The 13060-nt window shown below is 34.9% G+C and carries 14 protein-coding genes; 1 reads left to right on the forward strand and 13 read right to left on the reverse strand.

Translation table 11 applies throughout. From position 1 onward, the window contains the following. Window positions 1–4 precede the first annotated feature (4 nt). The 9 genes from CMCT_RS00955 to neuB are packed head-to-tail and all read right to left on the reverse strand — an operon-like array spanning window position 5 to window position 8251. Window positions 5–775, reverse strand: coding sequence for an oxidoreductase (locus tag CMCT_RS00955; RefSeq protein ID WP_034968964.1), 771 nt, complete (start codon window positions 773–775; stop codon window positions 5–7). Next, the gene (locus CMCT_RS00960; RefSeq protein WP_034968966.1) at window positions 762–1469 is read right to left on the reverse strand and encodes an acylneuraminate cytidylyltransferase family protein; all 708 of its coding nucleotides are present in this window, start codon (window positions 1467–1469) and stop codon (window positions 762–764) included. The genes CMCT_RS00955 and CMCT_RS00960 overlap by 14 nt, the downstream gene beginning before the upstream one ends. Continuing rightward, a complete protein-coding gene (locus CMCT_RS00965; RefSeq protein ID WP_034968967.1) occupies window positions 1462–2358 on the reverse strand; it encodes a Gfo/Idh/MocA family protein in 897 nt (298 codons plus the stop codon). Before CMCT_RS00965 ends, CMCT_RS00960 begins: the two co-directional genes overlap by 8 nt. Before the next feature lie 14 nt (window positions 2359–2372). Further along, complete coding sequence (locus CMCT_RS00970; protein ID WP_034968970.1) at window positions 2373–3482, reverse strand: N-acetyl sugar amidotransferase; 1110 nt, start codon at window positions 3480–3482, stop codon at window positions 2373–2375. 24 nt (window positions 3483–3506) lie between these two features. After that, a complete protein-coding gene (locus CMCT_RS00975; protein WP_034968972.1) occupies window positions 3507–4553 on the reverse strand; it encodes a nucleotidyltransferase family protein in 1047 nt (348 codons plus the stop codon). Beyond that, entirely contained in the window at window positions 4550–5224 is a 675-nt protein-coding gene (locus CMCT_RS00980) for a PIG-L deacetylase family protein (protein ID WP_176324969.1), read from the reverse strand. Before CMCT_RS00980 ends, CMCT_RS00975 begins: the two co-directional genes overlap by 4 nt. Then, window positions 5221–6102, reverse strand: coding sequence for a formyltransferase family protein (locus CMCT_RS00985; protein WP_034968973.1), 882 nt, complete (start codon window positions 6100–6102; stop codon window positions 5221–5223). Before CMCT_RS00985 ends, CMCT_RS00980 begins: the two co-directional genes overlap by 4 nt. Next, on the reverse strand, window positions 6093–7256 hold the full coding sequence (gene neuC / locus CMCT_RS00990; protein ID WP_034968975.1) for a UDP-N-acetylglucosamine 2-epimerase: 1164 nt from the start codon (window positions 7254–7256) through the stop codon (window positions 6093–6095). The genes CMCT_RS00985 and neuC overlap by 10 nt, the downstream gene beginning before the upstream one ends. Beyond that, window positions 7253–8251: an N-acetylneuraminate synthase gene (gene neuB / locus CMCT_RS00995; RefSeq protein WP_176324970.1), complete on the reverse strand. Its 999-nt coding sequence runs from the start codon at window positions 8249–8251 to the stop codon at window positions 7253–7255. Before neuB ends, neuC begins: the two co-directional genes overlap by 4 nt. 145 nt (window positions 8252–8396) lie before the next feature. On the opposite strand from neuB, the gene CMCT_RS01000 reads away from it, so the two are divergent. Further along, window positions 8397–8717, forward strand: coding sequence for a nucleotidyltransferase family protein (locus CMCT_RS01000; protein ID WP_034968976.1), 321 nt, complete (start codon window positions 8397–8399; stop codon window positions 8715–8717). Between the two features lie 21 nt (window positions 8718–8738). On the opposite strand, the gene CMCT_RS01005 is transcribed toward CMCT_RS01000, so the two are convergent. The 4 genes from CMCT_RS01005 to CMCT_RS01020 are packed head-to-tail and all read right to left on the reverse strand — an operon-like array spanning window position 8739 to window position 13058. Then, window positions 8739–10403, reverse strand: a complete 1665-nt coding sequence (locus CMCT_RS01005) for a formyltransferase family protein (protein WP_176324971.1) — start codon at window positions 10401–10403, stop codon at window positions 8739–8741. After that, a complete protein-coding gene (locus tag CMCT_RS01010; protein ID WP_034968981.1) occupies window positions 10396–11286 on the reverse strand; it encodes a methionyl-tRNA formyltransferase in 891 nt (296 codons plus the stop codon). The genes CMCT_RS01005 and CMCT_RS01010 overlap by 8 nt, the downstream gene beginning before the upstream one ends. A gap of 33 nt (window positions 11287–11319) precedes the next feature. After that, on the reverse strand, window positions 11320–11925 hold the full coding sequence (locus CMCT_RS01015; RefSeq protein WP_176324972.1) for a NeuD/PglB/VioB family sugar acetyltransferase: 606 nt from the start codon (window positions 11923–11925) through the stop codon (window positions 11320–11322). Beyond that, window positions 11922–13058 (reverse strand): LegC family aminotransferase, encoded by a 1137-nt coding sequence (locus tag CMCT_RS01020; protein WP_034968986.1) that lies wholly within the window; start codon window positions 13056–13058, stop codon window positions 11922–11924. Before CMCT_RS01020 ends, CMCT_RS01015 begins: the two co-directional genes overlap by 4 nt. Window positions 13059–13060: the final 2 nt, after the last annotated feature.

The following is a 13060-nucleotide window of genomic DNA, read 5'->3' on the forward strand; positions in this document are numbered from 1 at the left end:
ATCCTTACAAACTAAATCCGTCATCAACTACTATATTTTGCCCATTAACAAACATAGAAGCATCGCTTAAAAGATAGACTAATGCACCACAAATGTCAGTAGCATCAAGCATACCTTTTGTGCCACAACGTTTTTTGTACTGGCTTAAAAATGGTTCAGGCTGTGCGTCTAGTATCCCGCCAGGACTTATGGCATTTAATCTTATACCATCTTTTTTAAACATTTTTGCCATATATTTACTCATACCTATAAGCCCGTGTTTTACGGCTGTATACTCTATCGGCGAGTGCATATTTGTGCCTTCGTATGTTTCAAAGGCGGGTGCTCCTATGCCTTGAATTGATGATATGTTTATGATGTTGCCAAATTTTTGATTTAAAAAATAGCTTATAAAAGATTGTGATATATTAAAATATCCACCAAGATGAAGTCCTAAAAATTCGTTAAAGTCATCTATACCTATCTCAAAAAATTTTCTACCATAATTTTTGCTTTTTGGATACGCATTATTTACAAGTGCATCTATTTTGCCGTATTTTTCGTGTAAGAAATTTATTAGTTCGTTGATAGATTTTTTATCTGATATATCAACTTGCAGTGCCTCAACTTTTGCATTTTTGTGAGTATTTAAAATTTCATCCTTTAGTTTATTAGCTCTTTTTGTATCAACTTCGGCTATAACTCCTACGCCGTTATTTTTAACAATAGCCCTTATAAACTCACTGCCTATTCTACCTGCTCCACCAGTAACTACTACTACCTTATCTTTTAGCATTTTTTTGCTCCATTAAAAACTCTACAAATTTAAAATCAAGCTCCGTGTCAATATCTATCGACCGCTCCTCGTCCATTACATAAAGTCCTGTTTTTGGCACAAAACAGCTATCGTGTTTTAAAAGTGCTTCACGCTTCCATATATAAATAGAGGCGTTCATATCGTAGCTTTTTGGTGCGTCTTGACGTCTTAGGACTTGATTTGGTAGTTTTTTTGATAGACTGACTTTGCCATTTTCATCAACTTCAACTAGGTTAAAATATGGACTTCGTCTGCTTGGCATAGCTGTTATTAGGATGTCATTATCATCTTTTAAGAACTGAGTATATGCATTTACTATATCGCTTACATCTCTTAGTGGTGCGGTTGCGTCAAGGTCTATGTGATAATCAAATTTCAAACCATAGTGTGCTTCACTTTTAAGCAGAGCGTCCCTTATGACTTCTATTTTTCCTGCCGTATCACTAGCCATACGCTCGTCTCGTTTAAAAAATACCTCTGCTCCATATTTTAGAGCTGTTTGTGCTATTAAATCACTATCGGTGCTAATGACTATGTGTTTAAAAAGACCACTTTGTTTTGCTTGTTCTATCGTGTATGCTATTAGTGGTTTACCGCAAAGCTCACGTATGTTTTTGTTTTTAACGCCCTTACTTCCGCCCCTTGCACATATAGTGCATAAAACTTCAGCCATTGTTTTGCTCCTGTATAGTTTTTATAGTTTTCATAACCATTAAAGCCTCTTTAAATGAACAAGCTATTTTTTGCTCGTTTAAAATATCATTGTGCATAGCTTTAAACATATCGTTTCTCTCAAAATTCATATCTATTTGGTTTTTCTCGCAACTCTTATCCGCTATAATCAGCTTAGAATTTACAAGATCTGCAAAGATACTAAAATCATCAGTATCTAAGAAAATTTGCCTATTTGTGATTTTGCTTATATAGTCCATTTGTAGACTTATAATGGCGTCGTTTGTCTTTGCCATAATCATAGCTATGTCGTCTGAGTTTATTTTTAGATCTGAAATTTTTAAGTTAATGCTCTTTATCTCTTTAAATTTGCCACAAATCCAGCTAATATAGTCTATCTCGTGACTTAAATCAAGCAATACTCCGCCGCCAAGCTCTTTTTTTGCACTATAGCATTTTGTATAATCGCCCATTCTCCAAGTCGGTAGATACTGAGAACATTTAGCATTTACGGATAAAATTTTTACATCTTTAGTAAGCTCTTTTATCTTTAAAATAAACGGATGAAAACGAAGCACATAACCTATGAAAATTTGATTTTTTGGTATAAAATCGTATAGTTTTTCAAATAGTGGCTTTTCACAAAATATGATTTTATCATTTACGCACTCATCTATAAATTTAAGCTGTTCGTAGTGTAGTGCCGTTGGTGTAGCTATGACAAAATAGTCATATTCATCTAGTGGAGTTTCTTTAAGTGTTTTAAATGTTTTTATGTCGCTTAGCTCTTGTGAGCTAACTACATCAATGCGGTCAAATTTTTTTAAAGATATTAAAACTTCAAAATGCCTTTTGCCAATAGAACCAAAACCTATAATAAGAGCTTTCAAAATTTCACCCTAGCTTATTCTATATTGTTTTTTAGCTTCCAGCTACCATTATCAAGCTGTTTAAAAATTTCTTGATTGTAATGTTTGTCTACTATGTGCCAAAATTCACGTTCACTATAACCAAAAAAATCACAAAATTCCCTAACGCTTCTATTATCTAGCGCATGGTCATGATGTTTTACTAATTTTACGGCTTCATCTCTTGTTATCATTCCATATCTAATCATTCTACTTGCATAGTCCGTAGCGCTTGCGTGACCAAATTTTGGATATTTCATCCAGGCGTGAACCAAGTAGCCAGGTGTCTCAACTTGGTCTATGCTTTCTACGCAGTGTGTTCTATCCCATTCGCCAATTAAATCGTGAAAACCATGTCTTTTTGCAATGCTATAGTTATCAAAACTATTCCACTCTACAAAGTAACTTATATAAATTGGATCTATTTTATCAAGTTCTTTTTTTGACGGAGGATTAAAGAAATTTAGACTCTCCTTTTTTATGCCAATCTTTAACAATTCATCTACCTCTATGCCACTGCCAACTCCATTTTTTATTTGGTCTTTTGCGGAGTATGTTTCTATTGCATTTTCGCCACCATACTCATAAGCAACATTTTCTCCGTAAACTAGTAGCGGTATATTAAATTTAACTGCCATGTGTAGAGGATATGAATATATATATCTATCTATAAGATATGTTGGTTTTCCATACTTTTCAAATGTATATCTGCCTATTTTTTTCTGTGCATCTATATTTGGTTTTATGCTTATAATATCGCAACCAAAAGCTTCGGATATATTTTTTAAGTTATGCCTGCCGGCATTCGTCATAGGAAAATTGTCCTCCACGCTTACTAAAAGTGGATTCATTTTTAGTTTTTCTTTCATTATATATGTTTGAAAGTGACTATCTTTGCCACCAGAAACAGCTATTACGCAGTCGTAACCACTCTGTCCTTTTTTGTTTCTGTACTTATCACAAAGATTTTCTAGCTCTTGCCATCTCTTTTTATAGTCTACGTTTTTTCTGTTGTCATAGGATTGACAAGCAGAGCAAACCCCATTCTCATCAAATGTGATGCCAGGTCTTGTGCTTGGCATAACGCATTTTGTGCAATATTTCATATATTCTCCTTTGTAAATTTTTATTTAAAAAACATCGCCATACTCATCATTTGCTCGTTTATACTCTTCCATTCTGCCTATATCAAGCCAGTAGTCTTTTATCTCAAATGAGCCGACATTTTTATTGTTTTTAACCAACATATCAAATAGTGTTGGCATATCAAAAAACTCATCTTTTGGTATAAAATCTAAAACTTCTGGCGAGAGCATATAGATTCCAGCACTTACAAAAAAGTTGTATGTAGGTTTTTCGGTTATGCTTAAAATTTTGTTATTTTCGGTTTTTACTACGCCATAAGGGATAGTAAAGTCATACTCCCTAACACACATAGTTGCCATAGATGAGTTTAGCAGGTGAAAGTCGTGTAAATGCTCATAGTTGATATTTGTCAAAAGGTCGCCATTCACAACAAAAAATGGCCCATCAGGCTTTTTAGTAAGTAGACTTAACGCTCCTGCTGTTCCCATTCTTTTTGTTTCTAGTATGTATTCTATATTAACTCCAAATTTTGATCCGTCTGCAAAATAGTTTTTTATAATTTCTGATTTGTAATTTACGCACATAGTGATATTTTCATAGCCGTATTCTGCAAATTTTTCAATTATTGTTTGAATTATCGGTTTTCCGCCAACTTTTAGCATTGGTTTTGGCATATTTTCTGTTAGTGGTCTTAGCCTAACTCCAAGTCCACCTGCCATTAAAATAACCTTATTTTGCTTCTTTTTAGGACGTATAAGTCCCTCAATCTCCTCCATACCAAGCACTCTGCCTAGTTCGTCGATGATTGGAATTTGATGAAGCTTTTTACTGATAGCTATACGTAAAATTTCATCTTTTGTATCCGTTACTCTAGCAACCGTTGGTGCTTTAAAGATTATATTTTCAACTTTAGCATCAAGACTTACGCCCTCTAAAAGACCTCTTCTTATGTCGCCGTCAGTTATAGTGCCAAGAAGCCTGTTGTTTTCATCTGTGACGATAGCTATTTTCATAGCGCCGTCATTTATGGTTCTTAACGCCTCTTTAATTGTGGTATTTAGGCTTATTTTTACTTTGTCAATATTTTTCATCTAATTTCCTTTAGCAGCATAAAACTCTCAGCAAATTTTCTACTTTGGCTCATACCCCCCCCCATTGTTGAACCCCGAAGCGTGGCAAGGGCTGTTATGCTCTCTATGCTTCTAGGAAATGGGTGTGGTGCTAGTTCGCTTTTATAAATTTTGATTATATCAATCTTTTTATCAAAAAATTCGCTTATATCAACAAAAACATTTGGTGTAAATGTCGCATTTTGTATGCTTGGGGCAAATTCTGTTTCGCTTAATGTTTCAATCATATAAATTTTTTCTATAAAAGGATACCTAAAGCTTTTAGTGCAAGAGTAGGTTGCCTCAAAAATTTTTCGGTGATCACTATGAACATCAGCATAAAATGGCAGATATAACACCTGCGGTTTTATCTCGTTTATAACGGCTGATATTTTGGCAACTAGCTCACTCATAGAGTATTCATCAACTCTCATCGTATCAAGACCTAGTCGATACACGCCGTCAAATTCATACATTTTAGCTACTTGCGCGATCTCACTCTCTCTTTGATTGTGGTAATTATGCGTTTTTGGTATATCTGTGCATATAAGCCAAAAAATTTCATCACCATTTGCTTTGTGCTTTAAAAGAGTTCCGCCACAGCCAAGTGTTTCATCATCTGGATGAACTGCTATTGCTAAAATTTTACTCATAAATACTCCCCAACTTTAGGTAAAATTTCAAAATCATGTTTTATTAAATTTATTGCCCCATCATAGGTTTTAACCAAAATTCCCCTTTTATTAGAGCGTAAGATTTTTCCACTTTCTATGTTTTTTTGATTGTTTTTTACGATAGTTGCTTTCCAAATTTTTATATCTTTATCCTTATAAGTCAAACTTGCTCCAGCATACGGTTTTGTTAATGCACGAACTAAATTATATATACTTAAGCTACTCATTCTAAAATCTATGCAACCATCTATTTTTGAGCGTTTTCGCCAAATATTTGATAGCTTTTCATTCTGTTTTATACGTTTAAAATTTCCACTCTCTAATAATGGTAAAAATTCACTTATTTGCTTTAAAGCCGTATCTATTACTTTTGTATAAAGAGTATTGGCGTCATCTTTTTGACTGATTTTTATTGACTTTTGAGATAAGATATCTCCACTATCAGCACCGCTATCCATAAAGAAAAATGTGCTGGCAGTGCTTTTAAGACCTAGAGCTAAAGCCCAAATGAGTGGATGTCTGCCTCTGTTTTGCGGTAGTTTTGCAGGGTGAAATCCTATAACGCCAAGTGGAGCTAGGTTTAAAATTTCGTCTTTTAAAAGACTTGATAATCCAAAACAAAAAATAACATCAGGCTTTAACTCTCGTATCCATTTTATGCTATCTTGTGAATTTATATCGTTAAAATAGTGACACGGGATACTGTTTTGTTTGCATATATAGCCAAGGTCAGCAAAATCGCTATTAAAAGCCGACTCATTTTTAGTGCAAACACCAACAACATCTGCCTTTAAATCGATTAATTTTAATAAAGTATGTTTTGAAAATTCTACAACACCTATAAAAACTATTCGCATTTAAAATCCAAATTATAAAATTCTTTTTTTAGTATGTTATCTAATGATATATTTTTTAAAATTTCAACTATTTTTTTGCTTGTATTTCCATTATCATATGGATTTTTAACATCTTTTAAAAGTCTTTGAAAGTCATCGCTATAAACTTTATATATCGCTTGCAGTATTTGCTCTTTATTAGGATCGCAGTTTATTATGCTATCCGCCATTATCCTGCCCTTTTGTCTATCGCCTATATTTATAGTTGATATTTTAAAACTAGGTGCTTCTGCTATACCGCTTGAGCTATTGCCTAAAACTATATCTACGTGCTTTAAAGCAGAAAGGTATCTAAGCTGTCCAAGTGACGTAAATGCTACTGAGTTTTTATGACTTGCTACATATTCATCTATCATTTGATTTATAATACGTCCATAGGTATCGCTATTTGATTTAGTAAAGATTATGTTTGTTTCTTTTAGCTCGTCTAGTGCTTGTAAAATTTCATTAAATTGTGTGGACGATGTGTTGTTTTCTAGTGTATTTGGATGGTATGTTGCTAAAATATTTTTTTTATTTAGTTTAAAATTGATAGATTTTTCAAACTCATCTTTATCTAAAAGTTTTAATCTATTAATATTTTCTATGCCAACCCCACCAACATTAAAAACCCTGCTTGGGTGCTCTCCTAGTTGAATTATCCTTTTTCTGTATTGTGCTGTGGTTGCAAAGTGAATGTGGCTCATTTTTGTCAAGCTATGTCTTATTGCCTCATCTATAATGCCCTCAGTAGTTTCTCCGCCGTGTATATGTGCTATAGGTATCCTAGCAATCATTGCAGCACTAGCTACGCTTAAAATTTCATACCTATCGCCTAGTATCAAAAGGATATCTGGCTTTAACTCATCAAACACTTCAGCAAAACATATCTGTGCTAAGCCCATAGCCTTTGATATGCCTATTGGCGTATCAGATGATAAAAGCATTTCTACTTTTTTATCTATTTTAAAATCTTTTTGTATCTCTTTGTAGGTTAGCCCAAATTCAGGACTTAAATGCATACCAGTAACCACAAGTTGCAATTTTATATTGCTATCACTTTGTAGTTCTTTTAATACCCAATACAAAAGCCCATACTCTGCTCTAGTGCCTGTAACAACGCAAATTTTTCTCATATTAACTCATCTTGTTCATAGTCTTTTTGTGCTTTTTGCCCTATAATCTCATCCCAACGCATAGGGCTTATGCCATTTCCTGGTCGTTTTATTGCCAAATTTTGCTCACTAAAAATTTCGCCCTTTTTTATATCTCTTGCTGCGACTATGGATTTTCTAGCTATTGTTTTATTTTTCTGCTCACTTGGGCTTGTGCGTTTTATGCCGTCGCCTAGTGCTATTTCTATATTTCTTATAGCACTTACCATTGCTTTTAGCTCATCAGGCTCAAGACTGGCTTTGTGATCTGGTCCTTGCATATTTTTATCAAGCGTAAAGTGTTTTTCTATCACAACTGCTCCAAGTGCCACTGCAGCGATAGGCACCTCAATGCCAGGTGTATGATCGCTATATCCAACTGGTATATTTAGAGCGTTTTTAATGGTTAGCATAGCTTTTAAATTTACATCTTGCATAGGCGTTGGATACTCGGTGTTTGCGTGTAGGATTATGATATTTTCGCGGTTTGTGCCATTAATCGTGAGAATATCTATCGCCGTTTCAATCTCTCCTAAGTTTGCCATACCAGTTGAGAGAATGACCTTTTTATTTAACCTTGCTATCGCTCTAAGATATGGCAAATTTGTTATCTCGCCACTTGGAATTTTAAAAATTTCAAGTCCGAAATTTGCCAAAAGCTCTATACTTTCAAGATCAAATGGCGTTGATAAAAACATAATACCACTACTAGCACAATACGCGATAAGCTCTTTGTGAGCCACTTCATCAAGCTCAAGGCGTTTTATCATCTCAAACTGACTCTCGTTTTTATCTGTTGTCTGCTTTTGATAGTCTGCCTTACTAGCATTTTTTGATATTGAGTGCTTTGCTTTAAATGTCTGAAATTTTACAGCGTCCGCTCCTGCTGATACTGCCACATCGATTAACTTTTTTGCTAACTCTATATCGCCATTGTGATTTACCCCAGCCTCGGCTATTATGAAAACTTTGTTCAAACCAAATCCTTTGGGCAAGTTTATAACTTTTTCTTTAAAAATTTGATTAAAAATATTAGTTAAGATAACTTAATGTAACATTTTATAACAATGCTTAAGCAAAAAGCTACTATTATTATAAAATCAAGACAAAAAAGGTGTATATATGGCGACCAAGATTGAAATTTTGGAGTATCTGTCCTCTATAAAAGATGAGCTTTTTTCAAATGGCATAACAAAACTTGGTCTTTTTGGTAGTTACGCAAAAGATAAAGCTAATGCATTTTCAGATATTGATATCGTTGTAGAAAGTAATGCCAAAGAGATGGTTAAGAAGCTTGGCAATCCATTTTTGGCAATATGTTATTTTGATGATATAAAGTCAAAAATATCAAATAAATTTCACTTAAGTGTTGATTTATGCGATACAACATCAATGCCATTAGATAAAAAGAACAATCTTACACAAGGGGCGATTTATGTATAAAAAGGCAAAATACAACAAACCCTATTCAAACCTATCCCCTATTTTAAATTTACCCTCAAATTCCCACTGAACTACACGAACGAAGCTATCGGCAGTTTTAACTAAAAAGCCGTTTTCATCCTTTGCCAAAATTGCTCCTGCGATACCTTTGTAAATAGGCGCGTTAGGTATTAGCTCTACCTTATTTATGGACATCTCATAGCCATTTAGCATAGCTCTAGCCATAACGGCTGGTTTAGAGATAGCACGTACGAAGTTAAATACGTCACGACTTGATTGGTTAAAATTTAGCCTTTCATCTCCACTTTTTCGTTGTGAGCAGTAAAAACCAACAGCGTCTATCTCACTTTGACTTTTCCCTTTTGGTGTCCCATTTTTAAATAAATTGATTGCCTCACAAAGCACATCTGCACATCCAACATACGCACGTTCTAGCAAACTAGCATAAGTGTCATCATCATTTATCTCATAACATTTTTGCGCCAAAATATCTCCCGTATCAATGCTTGTATCAACATAATGTGCCGTTATGCCAAACTCGCGTTCGTCATTTATCAAAGCCCAGTTTAGTATGTTTCGTCCACGATAAAATGGCAACTTTCCAGCGTGGCAATTTATCGTTTTATATCTAGGCAGGTTTATCGTTTTTTCTTTTTTAGCCCATCCCCCCCCATTTGTGCCTTCATTTTCTATCTCCTCTATGGTATCTGTGTATTTTAAAAATAGCTTTGATGTTTTACTGCTTTGGCTTTGCCAAATTTCATTATAAAGATTGTAAATTTTGTGGTTGTAGATTAGACCTGCTATGTAAAACTGCCTTATATCTTTGCTAAATTTGCGTTTAAATTTAAATAAGGCGTCGTTGCTATCACTGCTCGTACCGCCACCTAAATATAAAAAATTTTGCGTTTTGGCATAGGTTTTTATAATGCTATCAAAGACAAAGGCGTTGGCATTTAAATTATAAAATCTCACATCACTTGCACCAAGATGATAGTAAATCACACCTTTTTGCATAAATAAAACAATCATATTTACAATCTCGCCTCTAAATTTTGCACCATAAACTTTCACGTTTTCTAGTGTAAAAAGTTGCCAAAAATAACTCTCATCGAAAAAATAAAATTTCATAGCATTATTCTTAGTCATCGTTTGCGTATAAAGTTCATAAAATTTATAAGCATTTTTGCAGTTTAGCTCAATTTCACAAAACTCTAGCTCGTGTTTTATCGCTGATCGCACGTTACGTCTTAAACTAGGCTCAAAGCTATTAAAAATTTCATCATAGCTTTGTGAGAGATTGACCAATACCGTTTCTCGGTTATTTATACACACATCAAAAAACTCGCTATGGCTTTTACAAAAGTCGTTAAATACGTTAAAACGCATAAATTCAGCGATTATGCACTCGTTTTCGCAACGCTTTTTATAGCTTTCAAGCGCTCTTTTGATAAAGTCTTTATCTTGCGTATTTGTATAAAAGCCACCATACCCATATACACTTTCAAGATGATAATACCCACTAACGCTTTTAGAACCTATACGCTCAATTTTGCTTTTTATGCTAACATTTTGAAAAATTGCATCTGCTTCACGGTAGCAAAACCGAAAAATTTCATCCCCACTATTTAGATAAAGCCTAATGTAATCATCGCTTTGGTAAATATCGTGCCAAAATTCAATCATCAAAACGATCCCCAACGCTAAATTTACCACAAAATTCAAACTCGCTTACACGCACGAAGCTATCGGCAGTTTTTACCAAAAATCCACTCGTATCTTTTTGTAAGATAGCACCAACGGCACATTTATAGTTTGGTGCGTTCTTTATAAGCTCGACTTTGTTTATTTTCATCTCATGCCCATTTAGCATTGCCCGTGCCATTACTGCTGGATGTGCTAATGCTCTTACGAAGTTAAAAACCTCCCTGCTTGTTTGATAAAAGCAAAGTTTTTCGTCCCCAGCTTTGCGGTATGAACAGTAAAATCCCGTTGGATGTATATCGTTTTGCTTAATACCTTGCGGTTTGCCATTTTTAAATTTTACTACCGCTTCATAAAGTACTTCCGCACTTAGTTTAGTAATACGTGCAAATAAACTAGCATAGTTATCCTCATCATTTATCGCAAAAACTCGTTGAGTGATAATATCTCCAGTATCTATGCCCTCATCCATATAATGCACTGTTATGCCAAACTCGCGTTCGTCATTTATCAAAGCCCAGTTTAAAATATTTCGTCCGCGGTAAAATGGCAACTTGCCTGCGTGCCAGTTAATAGTAGCAAGGCGTGGTGTATTGATGATTGGGGCTTTAAAAATTTGATTAAAACAAACCGAGATAAACAAATCGCACTCATAATTTTGTATTTTTTGTAAAAAATCAGGCGTGTTTATGCTCTCATTTTGATACAACGGTATGTCTTTTTCAGCGCAAATTTGGCTTAAAATACCGCTATAATCGCCTTTTGAATAGATAAAGCAAACTTGTATATCAGAGTCATTTAAAAGTGGCTCTATACTCTTTGTGCCCCAAAGTCCCTCAGCAAAATAGCCTATTTTAAGCTTCATAGGCACCCCTCAAGTGACTTTGTGACGTAAAATTTATTTTTTAACGATAGTGCCTGCCTGGATATCAAAAAATACCCGCATACCCCCCCCCACTACGCAATTTTTACCTATCGTTATATACTCTCTTGCCATTGAGTTACTCCCAAAAAATGTATTTTCTCTCACTACCACTCCGCCGTTTAGGACACTAGCTGTTGATATATGGCAGTTATCTTCTACCACTGCGTCGTGTTCTATCAGGGCTTTTGAGTTTATTATACAGTTTTCTCCGATTCTCACACCAGCGTTTATGAGCGCGTGATGCATAACTATGCTCCCCTTTCCTATCACTGCGTGTTTTGAAATATATGCGAGTGGAGATATGATAGTTGGTAAGTTAAAGCCTATTTGTTTTAAATTTAAAAACGCTCTTAGCCTTGCTTCGTTACTCTTAATGTGACCTATGCAAACGATAGCATTTTGGCAAGTTTTAAAAATTTCAGGCAGGTCATCATCCGTGCCTATGACCCGGTAACCTAAAACACTACCTTTAACCTTGCTATCTACTATGCCATAAATTTTAAATTTCCCCTCAAGCTCGATGACATCTATGCAAGATTTTGCGTGTCCGCCTCCGCCTATTAGGACTATATCTTTCATATTATTGCCGAACTAGGTAGGTTTACAACTCTACTTGCTAAAAATTTTGCATTTTTAAGCTCATCAGTTTGGCAGTTTTCATACATTTTAAGCTCGTTTAAAAGTCGCCAAATCGGTCTAGTCATAATGCCACTCTCATTTGATAGCTTTAAAAACTCATCTTTTTGACTAGGTTCTTTAAATAAAATCGCATTTAACCAGTAGTTTGAGCGTGAATTTAACGGCTCTTTTATAAATTTAACGTCATCAAAATCCGCAAAAAACTCCTCATAGCTTTGTGCTAGTTCTCTTTTTAGGCGTAAAAACAACTCTAGATTTTCAAGCTGAGCTAGTAAAAGAGCGGCATTTAGGTTTGGCATTCTGTAATTAAATGCGATTTGGTCGTGGACGTATTCGTATGGATGTGGAATTTTTGCTGTTGTAGTAAGGTGTTTTGCCATTTTTGCTAAATTTTCATCATCACTTACAATAATACCTCCACCACCGCTAGTGATGATTTTATTACCATTAAACGAAAACGCACCAAGCACCCCAAAAGTCCCAGTGTGCCTATCTTTATAGTAGCTACCAAGGCTCTCAGCGGCGTCCTCGACAAGCACGATACCCCAGCTTTTGCAAATTTTAGCTATCTCATCTATCTTACAAGGCAAACCAAAGGTATGCATAGGCACGCAAGCTTTTATGATTTTTTGTGTCGTTTTGTTTATGCATTTGCCATTTTTTAGCTCGCAGTTTTGCTCTAAAAATTTAAGCAAACTATCCGGACCAAGTCCCAAAGTATCGCTATCTACATCTAAAAATATCGGCTTAGCACCAGTACAGCTAATCGCATTTGCCGTAGCTATAAAGCTTAATGGCTGAGTTATGACTTCATCTGTGGCTTTGACATCTGATAAAAGCAGACATATATGAAGCGCAGATGTGCCATTTACCGCAGCTACGGCAAATTTGGCACCAACTTTTTTTGCAAACTCTATTTCAAGCTCTGTTACAAACTTTCCAACACTTGAAACAAAGCCACTATCTATACACTCGTTTAAATAACGCTTTTCGTTTCCTATAAATTTTGGCTCGTGCAAAGCTATGCTTTCGCTTTTAAATTTCTGTTTTATAAAATTTACTATCTTTTGCATTT

Source organism: Campylobacter mucosalis, from assembly GCF_013372205.1.
GTDB classification, from domain to species: domain Bacteria; phylum Campylobacterota; class Campylobacteria; order Campylobacterales; family Campylobacteraceae; genus Campylobacter_A; species Campylobacter_A mucosalis.

What these genes read in the sequence shown, in the direction of transcription:
- CMCT_RS01005 (WP_176324971.1), bottom strand. Translation starts at nt 10,403, where the DNA reads ATGATTGAATTTTGGCACGATATTTACCAAAGCGATGATTACATTAGG.
- CMCT_RS01000 (WP_034968976.1), top strand. Translation starts at nt 8,397, where the DNA reads ATGGCGACCAAGATTGAAATTTTGGAGTATCTGTCCTCTATAAAAGAT.
- CMCT_RS00960 (WP_034968966.1), bottom strand. Translation starts at nt 1,469, where the DNA reads ATGGCTGAAGTTTTATGCACTATATGTGCAAGGGGCGGAAGTAAGGGC.
- CMCT_RS01010 (WP_034968981.1), bottom strand. Translation starts at nt 11,286, where the DNA reads ATGAAGCTTAAAATAGGCTATTTTGCTGAGGGACTTTGGGGCACAAAG.
- CMCT_RS00980 (WP_176324969.1), bottom strand. Translation starts at nt 5,224, where the DNA reads ATGAGTAAAATTTTAGCAATAGCAGTTCATCCAGATGATGAAACACTT.
- neuC (WP_034968975.1), bottom strand. Translation starts at nt 7,256, where the DNA reads ATGAGAAAAATTTGCGTTGTTACAGGCACTAGAGCAGAGTATGGGCTT.
- CMCT_RS01020 (WP_034968986.1), bottom strand. Translation starts at nt 13,058, where the DNA reads ATGCAAAAGATAGTAAATTTTATAAAACAGAAATTTAAAAGCGAAAGC.
- CMCT_RS00985 (WP_034968973.1), bottom strand. Translation starts at nt 6,102, where the DNA reads ATGCGAATAGTTTTTATAGGTGTTGTAGAATTTTCAAAACATACTTTA.
- CMCT_RS00970 (WP_034968970.1), bottom strand. Translation starts at nt 3,482, where the DNA reads ATGAAATATTGCACAAAATGCGTTATGCCAAGCACAAGACCTGGCATC.
- CMCT_RS00955 (WP_034968964.1), bottom strand. Translation starts at nt 775, where the DNA reads ATGCTAAAAGATAAGGTAGTAGTAGTTACTGGTGGAGCAGGTAGAATA.
- CMCT_RS00975 (WP_034968972.1), bottom strand. Translation starts at nt 4,553, where the DNA reads ATGAAAAATATTGACAAAGTAAAAATAAGCCTAAATACCACAATTAAA.
- CMCT_RS01015 (WP_176324972.1), bottom strand. Translation starts at nt 11,925, where the DNA reads ATGAAAGATATAGTCCTAATAGGCGGAGGCGGACACGCAAAATCTTGC.